This is a genomic window from Enterococcus sp. DIV0724b, assembly GCF_050531475.1.
Classification (GTDB): Bacteria; Bacillota; Bacilli; order Lactobacillales; family Enterococcaceae; genus Enterococcus_L; species Enterococcus_L haemoperoxidus.
In genome coordinates, this window is the sequence record NZ_CP172890.1 from 2,225,988 (window position 1) to 2,243,857 (window position 17,870).

Here is a 17,870-nt window from a genome sequence, read left to right on the forward strand (position 1 = left end):
ATCCGAGTTTAAAAATCCGCAACCCTTTTCTTTGATCAGAAATATTTCAAAAATTAATTTTTGACTGCGATTGCTTCTACTTCAAAAAGTCCACTCTTAGGTAATTCGCATACTTCTACGCAAGAACGGGCAGGAAGAACATTAGAAAAATATTTTCCATAAATAGCATTGATTTTACTAAAGTCTGACATGTTTTTTAAGAAAACCGTTGTCTTTACAACATTGTCATACGTCATACCCGTTTCTTTCAAAATTGCACCTAAATTGATCAGGGCTTGTTCTGCTTGTTGTTCAACTGTTGCTTTCATTTCTCCGTTTACCGGATCTAATCCTAATTGCCCAGAGATATATTGTGTTTGTCCAGCTAAAACTGAATGGGAATAAGGTCCTACAGCGGCTGGAGCATTTGTTGAGTTGACCATTTTGTTTGTCATCGACTCACTCCTTCTCTTGCTTATTTTGATTTATTGCTCAATGATCGTTCCCGTCTTTCCAACGATTCCGTCTTTGGCTTTTTCTAATAACGTGATCAGTGTTTTTCGTCCCGGTTTTGATTCAGCAAATTGGATTGCTGCTTCGACTTTCGGCAACATTGAACCTGGTGCAAACTGTCCATCTGCAGCATGTTTTCTCATTTCAGCTGTTGAAACTTCGCTTAATTCTTTTTGTGTTGATTTGCCAAAATCAATACAAACTTTTTCTACTGCAGTCAAAATAATTAGTAAATCTGCATCAACCAGTTCAGCTAATAACTCGCTACAGAAATCTTTATCGATAACAGCCGCAGCTCCACTTAAATGGTTGCCATTTTTCACTACAGGAATGCCTCCGCCACCACACGCGATCACTGTTTGGCCTGCGTTGATCAGAGAAGTGATCGTTTGGATTTCAATAATTTCTTTTGGTTTTGGTGATGCCACAACTTGACGATACCCGCGACCAGAATCTTCAACCACCGTTATTTGTTTTTCTTTCACAAGCGCATCAGCTTCTTCTTTGGTCATAAAACGACCAATTGGTTTGGCTGGATACTCAAACGCTGGATCTTTGGGATCCACTGCTACTTGTGTAATCACCGTTCCCACTGGTTGTTCCAACTTACGACTCAATAATTCTTCTCGTAACGCATTTTGTAGATCATAGCCGATATAACTCTGACTCATTGCCACACATACTGATAATGGAATCGTTGGATATTTACTTGGATCACTCAATGAAAGTTCTTCCATTGCCAGTTGAATCATCCCAACTTGTGGTCCATTTCCATGAGACAAAATAACTTCATATCCTGCTTCAATCAAATCTGCAATGGCTTTCGATGTTTCTTTCACGGCAGTCATTTGTTCTGTTAAATTATTGCCAAGCGCATTTCCGCCAAGAGCAACTACAACTCGTTTTACCATTCAGTGATTCACCTCATTTTCAATTTTATCGTTATTTCTTTGTTGGTTATTTTAAAAGTAAGATGCTTTCTCTCAATAAATCATATCGTTGACTGTTAAGTAAGCACTGAATTTTGCATGAAGTGATCAGAATCTGTGGACAGCAGATTTCTGTCAATACAGTCTTATCTTTAACAGATAGTATTCATAAATGGACTTGGAAAGGTCTTATGATTGTTTCATTTACGTTTTGAAAAGAGAACAAATTAGTTTGTTCTCACTATCATCATCGATAGAGAAAGCATCTCACTTCATGCCTAATTTATCTTAGCGCTATTTGACTTCTCTTGGTGTTGCTTTTTTTTCAAGTTCTTTTAATGTAGCTTGCGGGCTTTTTACTTTACTTAAGAAGATCATAGCCGCAATAATATAGGGTTTATAACTTGCTTCTTTGTATAATTCAACACGATAACGGTCAAAGACTGAAGCTTCAACTTCCCCTTCATCACAACTTACACCTGTGATATCAGCAGGTAAGCAGTGCATATACAACGCTTTTCCATCTTTTGTTGTTTTCATCAATTCTTCTGTACATTCCCAATCTTTGTGGTTGGTATTTTGAGCAAGCAATTCTTTTTCCAGCTTGTCAATACCAGCTTGATCCCCTTCACCGTATAATTGTGTACGTTTTTCCATTGCTGCAAATGGTGCCCAGCTCTTAGGATACACAACATCGGCATCTTTAAAGGCTTCAGCCATACTGTTTGTTTTGGTAAATGAACCGCCAGCTTCAGCTGCATTTTTCTTCGCAACTTCTTCAACTTCAGGCATGATTTCATAGCCTTCTGGATGAGCTAACACAACATCCATACCAAGACGTGTCATTAAACCTACGATTCCTTGAGGAACTGATAATGGTTTGCCATAAGATGGTGAATACGCCCAAGTCATCGCTACTTTTTTGCCTTTTAAGTTTTCGACACCGCCAAATTCATGGATCAAATGTAATGCATCTGCCATTGCTTGAGTAGGATGATCGATATCACATTGTAAGTTGACCAATGTTGGCCGTTGTTCTAACACGCCATCTTTATGTCCTTCTTGAACTGATTCAGACACTTCTCGCATGTAAGTGTTGCCTTTTCCAATATACATATCATCACGAATCCCGATGATATCCGCCATAAACGAGATCATGTTCGCGGTTTCACGAACAGTTTCACCATGAGAAATTTGACTTTTCCCTTCGTCTAAATCTTGAACTTCTAATCCTAAAAGATTACAAGCAGAAGCAAAACTAAAGCGAGTTCTTGTTGAGTTATCACGGAATAATGAAATCCCTAAACCACTATCAAAAATTTTCGTTGAAATATTATTTTCACGTAAATAACGTAAAGTATCAGCTACTGTAAAAACAGCTTCTAATTCATCACGTGTTTTTTCCCATGTTAAGAAAAAATCGTTTTCATACATTTTATCAAATTCTAATTTGTCCAATTTTGCAATATAGTCGTTAAAAGTTTCCATGTCATTTCTCCTCTATATGAATAATACGATAGCCGATATTCCAACGTCCTTTACACATCAGAATATCGGATCGTTTTTCCCTTTTATTTTTATTTCTGGTGATTAGTTATTTTCACAATAGACAGTTGGCAATGCAGCGTACACTGCAGCGCAACGGACTAAATCATCTTTCCATGTTTTTTCATTTGGCGCATGCGCTTGGGCTTCGGCTCCTGGACCAAACCCAATACAAGGGATGCCATTGCGTCCCATGATCGATACGCCATTTGTTGAGAATGTCCATTTGTCTAACAATGGACGTGCTTTACGCATGTCAATCGTTTCTTTTGAGCCAAGACGTTCTTCACCATAAAGATTTCTGTGTGTTTCCATCAAGGCTTTTGTTACACCATGTTCTTCTGGAATCACCCAAGTTGGGAAATAACATTCGATTGGATACGTTAAACCAGTATATGATGGACGATCGTAGTCATACATTGAAACGACAACATCATCTCCGTATTTTTTAACTGCAGGTAAGTTACGAATTTCTTCTAAACAACTTTCCCAAGTTTCCCCTGCAGTCATTCGGCGATCTAATGAAACTGTACAACCATCTGCTACTGCACAGCGACTTGGTGATGAATGGAAGATTTGTGAAGCTGTAACAGTTCCTTTTCCTAAGAAACGTGCTTCTTTCCATTCAGGGTTATATTTTTCATCAAGCATACGAACTAAACCTTTAATCACAGTACTTTCAGTATCCCCATTGTTGTTTAACGCACGCACATCTTGTAAAATGTCGGCCATTTTATAAATCGCATTATCCCCACGTTCAGGAGCTGACCCGTGACAAGATACCCCTTTAACGTCTACTTTGATTTCCATTCGACCACGTTGACCACGATAGATTCCTCCATCTGTTGGTTCAGTTGAGACAACAAATTCAGGACGAATACCGTCTTCTTTGATGATGTATTGCCAACATAATCCATCACAATCTTCTTCTTGTACGGTAACCGTTACTAATGCTGTATATTTTTCATTTAATAACCCAAGATCTTTCATGATTTTAGCGCCATAAATGGCTGAAACAATACCGCCTTCTTGGTCAGATGTACCACGTCCGCCGATTTCTGTATCTGTTTCATAACCATCATACGGATCAAATTCCCAGTTACTCATTTCGCCGATTCCCACTGTGTCCATATGACCATCAAACGCAATCAATTTTTTACCACTTCCCATGTATCCAAGTAAATTTCCTTGAGGATCTACTTCGATTTTGTCAAAACCTAATTTTTGCATTTCGGCTTTAGCACGATCCATTTTTGCGCCTTCTTCAGCACTTTCTCCTGGAATTTTGACTAAATCTCGTAAAAATTGGATCATATCCTTTCTGTAACCTTCTGCTGCTTCGTTAATTTCTTTGAAATCCATTTATATTACCTCCATAAGATTTTTTTATAGTTATCTGGATCTGTGTCGCCTTCTGTTGAAAACATTAGAACGCTTGAATTTTCATCTAGTTCTAGTACGTTACGTAACTCTTTGTATTCAGGATCTTGCATAGCCGTTGCAACTATGCCCATTGCGACTGCTCCTGATTCGCCTGAAATCACTTGAGGATCACCTTTTAATGGTGCTCCAAGCATTCTCATCCCTTTTTCTGAAACCCAGTCAGGCGCTGAAACAAAGACTGAGGTATGATTTTCTAAAATATCGAATGAAATTGTATTAGGTTCACCACAGGCAAGTCCTGCCATTATGGTTTGTAAATCGCCTTCAACAAAACGAATCTTGCCATCTTTTTCAATTGCAGATTGATACAGGCAATCTGCCGCTTGCGCTTCAACAACAATCATTTTCGGTGGATCATCAGGATAAAGATTAGCAAAATACCCCACAACAGCTCCTGCTAAACTACCAACACCTGCTTGAACGAATACATGTGTTGGTCGTTCTTTCCCAGATTCATTTAACTGTTTAGATGCTTCCAATGCCATTGTTCCATATCCTTGCATGATCCATGTCGGAATTTTTTCATACCCCTCCCACGCGGTATCTTGAACCATGACACCGTTTTCAGTTTCTTCAGCCATCTTGTTAGCCATACGTACACATTCGTCGTAATTGACTTCTTCGATGGTAACTGTTGCACCTTCTTTTTCAATATTTTCTTTTCTTGTTTGAGTAGAGCCTTTAGGCATTAATACAACTGCTTTTTGCCCTAATTTATTTGCAGCCCATGCCACACCACGTCCATGATTTCCATCGGTCGCCGTGAAAAATGTCGCCTGACCAAATTCATTCCGAAGTTTATCGGACGTTAAAACATCGTATGTCAAATCTGCAACATCTTTTCCAAGCTTTTCTGCAATGTAATTGGCCATAGCGAATGAACCGCCTAGCACTTTAAATGCATTTAACCCAAAACGATAGGATTCATCTTTAACAAAAAAATCTTTTAGTCCTAAATATTCAGCCATATTTTTTAATTCAGCTAATGGCGTCTGACTGTATTGAGGGAAACTACGATGAAAAGCTAAAGCTTTTTCGATTGCTTCCTTTGACATCAGTGTTAAATACTGATCATTTGTTTTTGGCATTTCATTTGCCGTCCATTTTATTTTTTCCAAAAAATTTTCCCCTCCATCTTTTTATTTAAATCAACGTCAGTTGATAGATTCCTCTAGTTATTCTTTGTACTTTTTCTGAATATAAACTTCCCTTGTTTTTCTAAAACAACTTGACCTTCTTCAACTATTTTTTGACCTCTGAGATAAACTGACTTAGCACTGCCTGTTGTTTGCATCCCGTCATACGGTGTATAGTCAACATTTTGAAGTTGCGTTGTAGCTGAAATAATTCCAGTCGTATTTGGGTCCCAAACGACGATATCTGCATCACTGCCTACTTGGATGATGCCTTTTTGCGGATACATTGAAAACTGTTTGGCGATATCTTCTGAAAGTAACCCGATCATTCGTTCTAAACTGATTTTTCCAGTCGTTACCCCATAGGTATAAATCAACTCGGGGCGAGTCTCAACTCCTGGCATGCCATTCGGGATTTTACTGAAATCATCTTTTCCGATTGTTTTTTGTCCTTCAAAGTTAAAGCTACAATGGTCTGTTGAAATCGTGTTCACTTGACCATTGATCACACCATCCCACAGTGCTTTTTGATCACTGATCTTACGCAAAGGCGGTGAACAAACATATTTTGCTCCTTCAAATTCAGGTCCATCATATAAATGATCATCTAAAACTAAATATTGAGGACATGTTTCTACATAAACTTTTTGATTACGAGCTCTTGCACGCTGGACTGCCTCTAATGATCGTTTGCTACTTAAATGAACGATATTAACAGATAGACCAACTAAATCAGCAATCATTAAGTAACGCTCTACCGCTTCAGCTTCAACTGAATCAGGTCTTGTTAATGGATGATAATGTGGGGAGCGTTTCCCTTCTGCTACAAATTTTGCGATCATTTTATTGACCATATCACCATTTTCACAATGAATCCCTAACATGCCCTGAAACTTACGAATTTCACTCATTGCTTCAAAAATTTCCCCATCCGTTGTTCTTAAATTGTCATAGGCCATATACATCTTAAATGAGGTAATACCGGCATCGATCATTTCCTTGATTTCTGCTTTAATGCTTGGATTCCACTCAATGATCGACATATGATAAGTGTAATCACAAGAGCTGTTTCCCCGAGCTAAATGATCCCAAGCCTTTAGGCAGTCTTTCAATGAGCTGCCTTTACTTGGAGTCGCCATATCGATCACTGTAGTTGTTCCTTTGGCAACCGCGGCTTTGCTTCCTGTATAAAAATTATCTGCGGTGCCCATTGATCCTTTACCATTATTTAGCTCTAAATGAGTATGAGCATCGATAAATCCCGGTAGTAAAAAGCATCCTGAAACATCGACTACGTTAGAATCCTTTGTTTTTAAATTTGTCCCCATTTCAATAATTTTTTCTCCATCAATTCTTACGTCTACTTGACGGCGATCTTTTGCGGACACTACTGTTCCGCCTTTGAAAAGAATAGACATTTTTTAACCTCCATCATTCAGAAGTTGTTTTTGCGCAACTCATGTCTTTTTTTACACTTGCATACAATAGTCATAGTCTTCGATCATCGTATCCATTAAATCGATGATGTCCGCTGGAATATCTGCTCCTTGTGTGTCCAAATGAATTGTTGAAATATTGCCCCATAAACGAACAAGGCATTTTTTTTCCATTGGATCGATTACATAGAAACCAGAATTCGTACTATTTTCAAAATCAGATTCTGTGTTGAATAAAGTGAATTTATCTTTATACGGTGCACTTGAATATGGACAGAAGGTTTCACAGTTACCACATTCGTTACACATCCGATCAATGTGGACAATCTGCGGTTGTGGTTGACCTTTAACATTTACAACGGTATTCGCTCTATTTGGGCAAACATCCATACACGATTCACATATCGTTGAGCATTCTAAACAGTTACTTGCTTGCCCACAAAGTGCTTCATTTGATTCTAGAATGCCTCGTTTGTTCCGAACAGCTGCCACATCTTTATTAAGATTCGTTTGTTCAAAATGCTCGTTATGAATTTTGCAAATGTTTCTTGCAGCTTTAGTTGCATCTGCAATGGCTTCGACAATAGTTGCAGGTCCTAAATTGGCATCACCAATCACATAGACATCTTTCAAATTAGTTTCGAGCGTTTCTTGATTTGAGACAACTTTTCCATATTGATCAGTTTTGATCCCAATTGATTGATAAAAATCTGTATCGACTTTTTCACCAACTGCTGCAATCACGGTATCAGCCAGAACTTCCGTAAATTCACCCGTAGCAACTGGCCTGCGACGCCCCGAACTATCACGTTCTCCTAAGCGCATTTTTTCACAAGTTAGTTTGCCATTGTCTAGTTTAATCGGAGATAGTAATTCCAAAAATGCTACGCCGTCTTCTAAAGTAAAATACAATTCTTCCTCATCTGCTGGCATGTTTCGTTTGTCTCGACGGTACACAACGGATACTTTTTTCACGTTCGGTAAAGTAGTTGCAGCTCTAGCACAATCCATCGCTGTATTTCCACCACCTACAACTACGATTTGTTCGCCATAAGGATTGATTTGCGGATTTTTTCGATTGGCTTTTAAAAATTCTAATGAGTTTACTGGTTTGCCGGATTCTAGTCTTAGATTGCCATGTTTCCAAGCGCCAATCGCATAAATAATATTGGTATATCCTTGTTCGCGCAAAACTTCAATACTTGGAGCAGCTTGTCCAGTCTTAAATTCAGCTCCCATAAATTTAGCCATCTCTACATCATTTTGGACAGACTTCATTGAAATTCTAAATTCTGGTACGATTTGGCTACAGACACCTCCAATCGTATCGGCTTTTTCAAATACTGTCACTGGCATGCCTTCACGAGCAAGCAAGAATCCAGCAGAAATTCCAGCTGGTCCACCACCGACAACTGCTGTTTTAGCCGCATTATCTTTACGAACAGGCTTTTCCATTCCTGCCATTAGTTCATCATAAGCGTGTTCAGCAGCTTCTAATTTTGCTTCACGAATTTTGATCGAGCCTTCATAAAACTGACGCGTACATTTTGTCATACAAGGATGAGCACAAATCGTTCCTGTAATAAATGGCAGCGGATTTTTATCCACGATCACTTTTAAGGCTTCTAAATAGTTTCCTTCGCTTACATAACGAAGATAAGCTGGAATATCCTGATTGATTGGACAACCGCCGTCACTACGGCAGGGAGCTGTGTAACAATTGGTTAATGGGACTGTCGTCCGTAGTTTGGAACTTTCTGGTAATTTGATAGATTTTTTGTACCGCGCTTGCGTTTTGGCTCTTTCAACAATGGTCGTAAGTTGGGCTAGATCAACATGAACATGGCTTGGATACGCTGATTCACTTAACAAATTTGCGACTTGATTCATCCGTTGGTAGCCACCTGGTTTCAACAAGGTTGTTGCCATCGTGATCGGCCAGATTCCTGCATCAAAAATGTCTTTGATATTGAAGATATCCGCACCGCCAGAATAAGAAATTTGCAGCGTTCCATCAAAGGCATCTGATAATTTTTTCGCTAAGGAAATGCTCAATGGAAACAACGAACGACCTGACATATACATCTCATCTCCAGGTAATTCTTCTTCCGCGATCCCTACAGGAAAAGTATTAGTGATTTTCACACCAAAATTAAGTCCTTTATGATGTGCCAACGTTTGTAGGCGTGTCAGCATCGGAACAGCATCTTCAAATTGTAAATCTTCGACAAAATGATGATCATCAAACACCATATAATCAAACCCTAATTCATCCATTGTTTGGCGTGTATATTCATAACCAAGCATGGTCGGATTACATTTGATAAATGTGTTTAGCCCTTTTACTTCTATTAAATACGTTGTAATCCGTTCAATTTCGTCTGATGGGCAGCCGTGTAATGTTGAAAGTGTGATCGATCGACAAACCTTAGGACTGATTGAGTCAATATATGCTTTATCAATTTTTTCAAATTGGGGTAAATACTTATAAGCAGCTTCAATACATTCTTGCCAAATCGGTGTTTTTTCAGCATCCTGCATATCTGTAATATATTTATCCACTTTGGGTGACTGAATCCCAGCAAGATCATAGCCCACACTCATATTGAAAATAAAACCGTCTGGATCACCTAGATCAAGTTCTTTACTAAGCAATTTTAGAATAAACCAACCTTTGACATATTCATCATATGCTTGAGGAACCCTAAGCTCTGTTGACCATTCTACGTTGTAACATTCATCAGCTGCTGTGATACACGGTTTACTTACTGGTAGGTCTTCCCCATCAATGACTTGGACTGTTTTAACTTCAAAAAATCGTGAACCAGTTAAATAGGATGCAATAATATTTTGAGATAATTGCGTGTGCGGTCCTGCAGCAGGTCCGCATGGTGTCTCCATTTTTTCACCGAATAAAGACAACTTTTTACTAGGGTCAGCTTTGTAGAATTTTCTTACACCAAAAATAGTTGATTCATTTTTGTATTCCTTTAAGATCCAGTTCAATAACCCATCGATTGAAATCGGGTGCATGATGTCACTCATGTTTGTCACTCCTTTTTTATTTTTCTAGGCTAGTATTTACTAGCTATTGATTCTTGTCCAAAGAGATTGTGCTTGTGATTGTGCATCATGCCAGATTTTCTCTTCATCAACGCCTTGAATTTCTCTGTTTCTCATACGTATTTCACCATTGATGATGGTATCTGTAACTGCTCCGCCATTCATACCGAATAGAATATGAGCATTAACGTTGTCTTTCGTCATAGGTGTCGGGCCTTTATAATCCAACACAATTACATCTGCTGCGGCATCGGGCTCTAAAACACCTAGCTTCTTCTTAAAATAGCGATTAGCCATTTGCGGATTATTGTCAAACAACATTTGTGGAATCTCTGTCCAAGCAGCATTTGGATCTACTAGATGATGTTTATGGATGATGTTGCCTACTTTGTATGATTCTGTAACATCATTTGTATAACCATCTGTGCCAAGCCCCATCAAGATTCCATACTCATTAAGCATGCGCATTGCCGGTGGACATCCCACAGCATTGCCCATATTTGATTCTGGATTTGTGACTACCATTGTATTTGTATCCCGCAATAAGGCCATTTCATGAGGATTGATATGAATACAATGCCCTGCCATCGTTTGCTTGCCCAAAATACCTAAATCATATAAACGATTCACGATCGGTTTTCCATATTTTGCCAGTGAATCATAGACATCAGCAATATCTTCTGCAATATGAATATGATAACCAACGCCTTCTGGAGTAAATGCAGCACAATGGTCCAATGACTTATCTGACATTGTAAACGCAGCATGTATGCCCATCATCGCTTTTTGCATATCATCTGTACGAGCAGCACTTGCTTTGATAAAATCAGCATTTTCTTTGACTGCTGCTTTCATTTTTTCTTCACCATCACGATCTGATACTTCATAACATAAACAAGTACGAACGCCCAACTCGTCTGCCGCATCAGAAAGTTGAGTCAAACTCCCTTCAATCGCTCCATAGCTTGCATGATGATCAAAAACAGTCGTCACACCATTTTTGATACTATCTAAATAAGCGATTTTTGCGCTATGATACGAATCTTGTAAATTCAATGTCCGATCAATTCGCCACCATTGTCCTTCCAAAATATCCATAAAATTTTTAGGATGATATCCATTAATACTTAGCCCTCTAGCAAAAGTACTGTAAATATGATTATGCATATTGATAAATCCAGGCATGATCACTCCGCCTTTGGCATCAATAAATTCCGCATTGGGAAAATCTTTCCTTAAATCTGTTGTTGCCCCTACAGCTTTAATCCTCTGACCATCCATAGCAACACAACCATTGTCAAAAAAAGTACTTTCCTTATCTCTAGTAACCAGTCGTCCATTTCCTATTAATAACATCATTACCCTCCTATAATTTCATTTAATTGTTTCTGCCTATACAGAAATCGCTTACATAATATATAGTTCAAACATTCACGAACAATTTGATATACCAATAACAATCTATTAATCCGATCACTACTGATAAAAAAAGCGCTTGCATTCAAACTTATATTTAACTATTTCCCTTAACTCGAGTAAATTATACCACCTAACCTAAAAAAAAACAATGCTACCTAAAAAATATTTTTTAGTGCAGAATGCCCATTGTCTTGTATTATCATTTACCGCATGATATTATTACACACGAAGCCAGTTGCAGATAATGAATTTTTCTTAAAATGCACTGGTGCGTATCTGCTATTTCTTAAAACCATAAGAATTAGATTACTCGAACATACAGAGATATATGTTAAATGCTCGATATAACTTCTTAATTAGAAAGGAGCAACAAAGCCATGCTCTCCGATGAAAAATTAAATTTTCTTACTCAAGTCGCAAAAGCTTTAGCTGGTCAGTTTGGTGAAAATTGTGAAATCGTGATTCACAAAATCAATGAAAATAATGTAAACAACACCATCGTTTCCATTGAAAATGGGCATGTTTCTTCTCGTCAACTTGGTGATGGTCCTTCTCAAGTTGTTCTAGAAGCTCTAAAAAAAGACCCCGCTGATTTAGTCGATCATATCAATTACTTAACACGAACACATGACGGCCGAATTTTGAAATCAAGTACCGTTTATTTCAAAGATAAATCGGGTAGTTTAGATGGCATTTTCGCGATCAATTATGATATTACTGCATTGATCGCTGCGGAATCAACTTTAAAATCCCTTGTTTCTATCAATGAACAAGAAAACGATAAAGAACCTGATTATATTCCTCAAGATATCAATGAACTTTTGGATGATTTAATTGAAGAATCCGTTAAATTAGTCGGTAAACCAGTTCCTCTGATGACAAAAGATGACAAAATCAAATGCATCCAGTTTTTAAACAGTAAAGGGGCATTTCTTGTAACAAAATCAGGCGATAAAGTGGCTGGATTTTTCAATATTTCTAAATATACGTTATACAGCTATATCGATGCTAAGTAAAAATTTATGATTAAATAGGTAGTTATGTTCTTCTTGAACGTAGCTACCTACTTTTTATTCTGCCTAATATAGTAAGAAAGAGTAAAAGGAATTAATTTTTTTTTTTAATTGTGTTATTATAGATTGAGTTTAACAACGATCGTTGATATAAATTGGAGGTCACTTTATGGGAATCAGAAGTCATGTAGCAATAGCCGCTGGGAAAACTTCGCAATGGGTTTTACAAACTTTCTTCAAAGGCGGCAGTAGCTACCCTGGAAAATTAGCATTAAAAATCGATCCAAAAATTTTGGATACTCTAGCAAAAGATTATGAAATCGTTGTTGTTACTGGTACAAACGGAAAAACCTTAACGACGGCTTTGACGGTGAATATTTTAAGACAAGAATTTGATCACGTACTGACTAATCCGACTGGTGCGAATATGGAACAAGGAATTGTTTCAACTTTCTTATCGGCCAAAAATAAAGGTGCTAAGAAGAAATTTGCAGTTTTAGAAATTGATGAAGCGAGTTTAAGTCGCGTCACAAAATATATCGAACCAAAACTATTCTTATTTACGAATATTTTCCGTGATCAAATGGATCGCTATGGTGAAATTTACACCACATATAAACTAATTGTTGACGGTGCTGCTGCTGCGCCTAATGCACCCATTATATGCAACGGTGATTCACCGATTTTCAATTCAGTTGAAACAATCAATCCAAGAAAATACTATGGTTTTAATCATATGCCGGATGAAGAACAGATGGCTCATTACAATACAGATGGATTACTTTGTCCAAAATGTCATCATATTTTGCATTATAAAATGATTACTTATGCCAATCTTGGAAAATATTATTGTCCTAACTGCGGCTTCCATCGCCCTGAATTAGATGTTCAATTAACTGAAATGGTTGCTATGGATAATACTTCTGCTGATTTTATAATCGATGGTGCCGAATATAGTATTGCTGTTGGTGGTATGTATAATGTATATAACGCCTTGGCTGCAACCTCTGTTGCTGAGCACTATGGCGTTTCTCCTGAGAAAATCAAAGCTGGTTTAAGCTATGATGAAAAAGTTTTTGGTCGTCAAGAAACAATCAACATCAATGGTAAATTATGTACGTTAGTCTTAGTAAAAAATCCAGTTGGCTTGAACCAAGTAATCGATATGATGAAACTTGCCCCCTATCCGTTTTCTCTTGTGTCATTACTAAATGCAAATTATGCAGATGGTATAGATGTTAGCTGGATCTGGGATGGTGATCATGAAGCCTTTGCTCAAATGGATATCCCAGAAGTCATTGCTGGTGGAGATCGTCATCAGGACATGGCCTTACGGATGAAAGTCGCAGGTATTTCTGAAGATAAATTAAAAGAAATTCCTAACCTAGATGACGTGATCACAGCAATAAAAGAATTGCCGACAGAACATGTTTATATTTTAGCTACGTATACAGCAGTTTTACAATTACGTAAATCACTAGTTGCACAAGGTTATATTAAATAGTTTTATCTAGCTACATGGGCTTGTCTCTCGGAATAAAGATAAATAATGAATGAGGCAAAAAGCGCCTCAGTCTTTATTTCCTATTTTTCTGTCGAGACAGATCGAGCCCATTCCGCTTTTAAATGAGGAGGAACAATCAGTGACTAAAGAATTAGTTGTGTGTCATTTATATGGAAATTTACTAAACACTTATGGTGATAATGGTAATTTACTAATGTTAAAATACCTTGCTGAAAAAATGAATGTGACCTTTCGTTCTGAAATCGTTAGTATTCATGAACCTTTTGATCCTAATAAATATGATTTAGTTTTTGTTGGTGGTGGTCAAGATTTTGAACAGTTGATCATCTCAGACGATATCCAAACGAAAAAGGAATCTTTAACTGAATACATCGAAAATGATGGGGTCATGTTAGCGATTTGTGGTGGTTTTCAATTATTAGGGCATTATTATATGGGCGCTAAAGGTGAGAAAATCCATGGAATAGGAGCATTGGATCATTATACATTAAGCCAAGATAATAACCGTTATATCGGTGATATCGTGATTCACAATGAAGAATTCAATGAAACCTATTATGGCTTTGAAAATCATAACGGCCGCACATTCTTAGGTAAAGGAGAGCGCCCTTTAGGTAATGTAGTTAAAGGAAAAGGAAACAATAGCGAAGATGGTTCTGAAGGTGTGATCTACAAAAATGTTTTTGGTTCTTATTTTCACGGACCGATACTTGCTCGTAATGAAAATCTAGGAATTCGGTTGATTAAAACAGCTTTAGAAAAAAAATATAACGAAGCATTTGAAGTTCCACAGGAAATGCTGGCAGTTAATGAAAAAAGTGTTAGGAAAAATTCCTAACACTTTTTTACTTAAATACTATGCATCTATTCCAGGTTCTGACGCAATAATCGTCAAATCGCCTTCAATTCGCCATTTTTCGATATCATTTGGCATGATAAAGCTTGTTCCTTTAGTCAGTTCATAACTTTCAGTTTTTACTGCATCAGCCTCTTCGACAATCAAATGACCAACACCGTCAATAACCGTTGCTAACGTATACGGTGCATTTTTCTTTACATTCAGTACACCTTTGACTTGCCACTCATACACATTGAAAAAAGGTGTTTTCAAATACGTAATGATACTTGATTGTCCTTGATTTTGCTGTTGGATCGATAATTGCGCATCTTCAGCAGGAACGGTCGTCACATCAACAGATTGTTGAATATGCAATTCTCTTGCGTGTCCTTGATCGTCTTTTCTATCATAGTCATACACGCGATACGTAGTATCACTGCTTTGTTGCGTTTCTAAAATCATGATCCCTTTACCGATCGCATGAATCGTGCCACTTGGTACATAGAAAAAGTCACCTTTTTTAACAGGTACTTTCTTCAGTAAGTCATCCCAACGTGCTTCTTTGATCATTGTTTCTAGTTCGTCACGGCTCTTGGCATTATGTCCATAAATAATTGTTGAGCCCGGTTCAGCATCGATAATATACCAACACTCCGTTTTCCCAAGTTCGCCTTCATGAGCCAAACCATAAGTATCATCTGGATGGACTTGTACAGATAAATCATCTTCGGCATCCAAAATCTTTGTTAATAAAGGAAAAACATCTCCCTTGACATTACCGAATAATTCACGATGATCTGCCCAAAGTTCATCTAGCTTCTTACCAGAAAATTCACCATTTTCTACTGTACTTACCCCATGAGGATGAGCACTGATCGCCCAGTCTTCTCCAATTTTATTACTTGGCAAGTCAAAACCGAATACAGTATGTAAACGATCCCCACCCCAAATTTTTTCTTGAAATACTGGTTTTAAAAATAACGGTTGCTGCATAGTTTAGTGACTCCCTTCCACTTATACTCATTAATTATACCACTAAAAAGAAAGCGATTCATCTTTGTTTGTTATTTTTTCTTGCAAATAAATTTCAATAAGTTCGTCTCTCTTTTCGATGTATTCTGCTCTTTTGTCAATAGGATGAACACGATTGGAAAGAAAAATAAACGCTTCTTTTTCAGTAGGATCGATCAACAAAAAGGTCCCTGTGTAGCCCGTGTGAAATAAAATCGTTCTTCCTGTCAAATCCTCTTTTAAATCCCAGCCTAGAGAACGATTGCCACGTTTATTCGGTGTTTGATCAACTAATAATGAACGAACAGTCCTTTTTTCCAATACTTTTGTTTCCTGATACGAGCCTTCGTTCAAATACATTTGCGTAAACTTCTTAAGATCAGTCAAATTAGTAAATAGACCAGCATTACCAGCATGTTCAGCTAAAACAAAGGCTTTTGGATCATGGGTTTGTCCGCGAATCAATCCTCTAATTGGATGAGCTTCAGTCGGTACAATCTTGGCCGCATCTGTCGGTAGAAAAATACTTTCTTTCATATCTAAAGGCTGCAAAACACGCTCTTTAAAAATCTCAATAGCTTCTTTTCCTACCATTTCTTCCAACATAAATCCAAGTAAAATTGTTCCAGTATCTGTATAAGCTACCTTCTCACCTAAATGTCTACCTGATTGAACTTGATTGTATGCAGCTTTCAATTCCTCTTTTGACAAAGTATCTCGATTTTCAATATAACTCTGGATATCAGAAGTGTGCGTCAACAGATGACGAATCGTTATTTTTTCATCTTCAAAAACTGAGTAATAATGTTTAAATGGAACATCAATATTGATTACTCCTGCTTCTGCCAATTGCAAAACCACCGTTGTCGTACAGACAACTTTAGTCAACGAAGCTACATCAAAAAGCAGCGCAGGCTTTAGCGGCTCGACTGTCGGTATGATTTGGGCATTTCCCCAAATATGATCTTCTGATTTATCAGCCATTATAAACGAAAAACTGACTCCTGGGAAAACCTCGTCTTCCATCAATTCTTTGATTTTTGCCTTTGTCTTTTCATACATCGTTATTTACCTCATTGCTTTTCGGACTATTTTGTCTCTTTAATTTCTAACGAACCACCATTCAATTTCGCTAGGATCATAAATCGTTAAAATCGTTAATTTTTTATCAACAAAAAATTCTTGTTGTTGCTCTTCTAAATGCTTTTTCAGCTTTTTCATTTCTGTTTCATGATTTAAAGTTAAGACAAAAAAATCCAATCCCAAGGATTCTTTAGAATCGGCTTTCTGGCTATTTTGTTTCTCTGAATCGTCTAGATGAATGCTGAAATTTCCATCGTTCATCGATAATGTATTGGCTAATTTACTTTCAGAAGTCATCCCCAACATATCTTGATAAAAAGAATGATGTTCTGATTTGTCTGTTACGTGTAATTTGATTCGGTCAAATCGCACTCCTACTGAAAGGCTTGAATATAAGACTTTGCTTTTCTGGATCAAAGGCTGTATATCAAGTATCTCAGTGACTTCTTTAGCTGAATCTTTTGCCCCTTGATAACTAACTTCTAGTTCATTTCCTTCTGGATCTTTTAAGAATACACTTTTTCGTTGCTTTTTTTGGACTGATTTGCTGATAGGATAATTATGTGCTGTAATTCTTCTCAAAAGGCTGCCAAACTCTTCTTCTGTTGGGATCAACAATGAAAAGCAGACAGCTTTATCTGAAACGTCTATGTGGCCTTTTTCAGAATCTATTTCTTCTAATATTAATAATCGACTATCTTTTTCTTGTGAGCCAAATATTGATAAATTGTTCTCTTCTAGTTTTAAAACAAATCCCAAAACATTTTTGTAAAAACTAACCATTCTCTCTACATCTTTTATGCGAAGCGCAACCGTTTTCACATATACATCTTCCGATAATTTAAATTTTTCCATTCGTCTTCCCCCTCCGAATGTCTCCCTACAATTATTCTAAACATCTCTAGTGATTTCAGCAAGTAAATGCTCTTTTCAAAAA

14 protein-coding genes are annotated in these 17,870 nt (G+C 37.4%); 3 read left to right on the forward strand and 11 right to left on the reverse strand.

Annotated features, from left to right (window positions below):
- Positions 1-53: 53 nt before the first annotated feature.
- The 8 genes from IGJ02_RS10260 to ssnA form a co-directional block, all read right to left on the reverse strand.
- Positions 54-434, reverse strand: coding sequence for a Rid family detoxifying hydrolase (locus tag IGJ02_RS10260; RefSeq protein WP_010763323.1), 381 nt, complete (start codon positions 432-434; stop codon positions 54-56).
- 30 nt (positions 435-464) lie between these two features.
- Positions 465-1,403, reverse strand: a complete 939-nt coding sequence (gene arcC, locus IGJ02_RS10265) for a carbamate kinase (protein WP_430601918.1) — start codon at positions 1,401-1,403, stop codon at positions 465-467.
- Positions 1,404-1,715: 312 nt separating this feature from the next.
- Positions 1,716-2,909: a knotted carbamoyltransferase YgeW gene (gene ygeW, locus IGJ02_RS10270; protein ID WP_208928074.1), complete on the reverse strand. Its 1,194-nt coding sequence runs from the start codon at positions 2,907-2,909 to the stop codon at positions 1,716-1,718.
- 102 nt (positions 2,910-3,011) lie between these two features.
- The gene (locus tag IGJ02_RS10275; protein WP_430601919.1) at positions 3,012-4,328 is read right to left on the reverse strand and encodes a YgeY family selenium metabolism-linked hydrolase; all 1,317 of its coding nucleotides are present in this window, start codon (positions 4,326-4,328) and stop codon (positions 3,012-3,014) included.
- 5 nt (positions 4,329-4,333) lie between these two features.
- Complete coding sequence (dpaL, locus tag IGJ02_RS10280) at positions 4,334-5,527, reverse strand: diaminopropionate ammonia-lyase (RefSeq protein WP_430601920.1); 1,194 nt, start codon at positions 5,525-5,527, stop codon at positions 4,334-4,336.
- A gap of 53 nt (positions 5,528-5,580) precedes the next feature.
- Positions 5,581-6,963, reverse strand: a complete 1,383-nt coding sequence (hydA, locus tag IGJ02_RS10285) for a dihydropyrimidinase (protein WP_430601922.1) — start codon at positions 6,961-6,963, stop codon at positions 5,581-5,583.
- Between the two features lie 51 nt (positions 6,964-7,014).
- Positions 7,015-10,026: a putative selenate reductase subunit YgfK gene (ygfK, locus tag IGJ02_RS10290; protein ID WP_430601923.1), complete on the reverse strand. Its 3,012-nt coding sequence runs from the start codon at positions 10,024-10,026 to the stop codon at positions 7,015-7,017.
- Between the two features lie 39 nt (positions 10,027-10,065).
- The gene (gene ssnA, locus IGJ02_RS10295) at positions 10,066-11,400 is read right to left on the reverse strand and encodes a putative aminohydrolase SsnA (protein WP_430601924.1); all 1,335 of its coding nucleotides are present in this window, start codon (positions 11,398-11,400) and stop codon (positions 10,066-10,068) included.
- A gap of 440 nt (positions 11,401-11,840) precedes the next feature.
- Between ssnA and IGJ02_RS10300 the strand changes: the two genes are divergently transcribed.
- The 3 genes from IGJ02_RS10300 to IGJ02_RS10310 all read left to right on the forward strand — a co-directional run bounded on the left by IGJ02_RS10300 (position 11,841) and on the right by IGJ02_RS10310 (position 14,839).
- Positions 11,841-12,479: a helix-turn-helix transcriptional regulator gene (locus tag IGJ02_RS10300; RefSeq protein WP_010763315.1), complete on the forward strand. Its 639-nt coding sequence runs from the start codon at positions 11,841-11,843 to the stop codon at positions 12,477-12,479.
- A gap of 166 nt (positions 12,480-12,645) precedes the next feature.
- Positions 12,646-13,980: a MurT ligase domain-containing protein gene (locus tag IGJ02_RS10305; RefSeq protein ID WP_430601925.1), complete on the forward strand. Its 1,335-nt coding sequence runs from the start codon at positions 12,646-12,648 to the stop codon at positions 13,978-13,980.
- A 139-nt stretch (positions 13,981-14,119) separates the two neighbouring features.
- Positions 14,120-14,839, forward strand: a complete 720-nt coding sequence (locus IGJ02_RS10310) for a type 1 glutamine amidotransferase (protein WP_010763313.1) — start codon at positions 14,120-14,122, stop codon at positions 14,837-14,839.
- Between the two features lie 18 nt (positions 14,840-14,857).
- On the opposite strand, the gene manA is transcribed toward IGJ02_RS10310, so the two are convergent.
- From manA to IGJ02_RS10325, 3 genes are read right to left on the reverse strand one after another with little or no spacing between them, the layout of a single operon-like run.
- The gene (gene manA, locus IGJ02_RS10315) at positions 14,858-15,832 is read right to left on the reverse strand and encodes a mannose-6-phosphate isomerase, class I (protein ID WP_010763312.1); all 975 of its coding nucleotides are present in this window, start codon (positions 15,830-15,832) and stop codon (positions 14,858-14,860) included.
- A gap of 42 nt (positions 15,833-15,874) precedes the next feature.
- Entirely contained in the window at positions 15,875-16,912 is a 1,038-nt protein-coding gene (locus IGJ02_RS10320) for a serine hydrolase domain-containing protein (RefSeq protein ID WP_430601926.1), read from the reverse strand.
- Positions 16,913-16,951: 39 nt separating this feature from the next.
- A complete protein-coding gene (locus IGJ02_RS10325; protein ID WP_430601927.1) occupies positions 16,952-17,788 on the reverse strand; it encodes a VOC family protein in 837 nt (278 codons plus the stop codon).
- Positions 17,789-17,870: the final 82 nt, after the last annotated feature.

Excerpts from the sequence above, each read along its gene's own strand:
- manA (WP_010763312.1), bottom strand. The coding sequence starts at position 15,832 with ATGCAGCAACCGTTATTTTTAAAACCAGTATTTCAAGAAAAAATTTGG.
- ygfK (WP_430601923.1), bottom strand. The coding sequence starts at position 10,026 with ATGAGTGACATCATGCACCCGATTTCAATCGATGGGTTATTGAACTGG.
- ssnA (WP_430601924.1), bottom strand. The coding sequence starts at position 11,400 with ATGTTATTAATAGGAAATGGACGACTGGTTACTAGAGATAAGGAAAGT.
- ygeW (WP_208928074.1), bottom strand. The coding sequence starts at position 2,909 with ATGGAAACTTTTAACGACTATATTGCAAAATTGGACAAATTAGAATTT.
- arcC (WP_430601918.1), bottom strand. The coding sequence starts at position 1,403 with ATGGTAAAACGAGTTGTAGTTGCTCTTGGCGGAAATGCGCTTGGCAAT.
- IGJ02_RS10300 (WP_010763315.1), top strand. The coding sequence starts at position 11,841 with ATGCTCTCCGATGAAAAATTAAATTTTCTTACTCAAGTCGCAAAAGCT.
- IGJ02_RS10320 (WP_430601926.1), bottom strand. The coding sequence starts at position 16,912 with ATGTATGAAAAGACAAAGGCAAAAATCAAAGAATTGATGGAAGACGAG.
- hydA (WP_430601922.1), bottom strand. The coding sequence starts at position 6,963 with ATGTCTATTCTTTTCAAAGGCGGAACAGTAGTGTCCGCAAAAGATCGC.
- IGJ02_RS10275 (WP_430601919.1), bottom strand. The coding sequence starts at position 4,328 with ATGGATTTCAAAGAAATTAACGAAGCAGCAGAAGGTTACAGAAAGGAT.
- IGJ02_RS10260 (WP_010763323.1), bottom strand. The coding sequence starts at position 434 with ATGACAAACAAAATGGTCAACTCAACAAATGCTCCAGCCGCTGTAGGA.
- IGJ02_RS10325 (WP_430601927.1), bottom strand. The coding sequence starts at position 17,788 with ATGGAAAAATTTAAATTATCGGAAGATGTATATGTGAAAACGGTTGCG.
- IGJ02_RS10305 (WP_430601925.1), top strand. The coding sequence starts at position 12,646 with ATGGGAATCAGAAGTCATGTAGCAATAGCCGCTGGGAAAACTTCGCAA.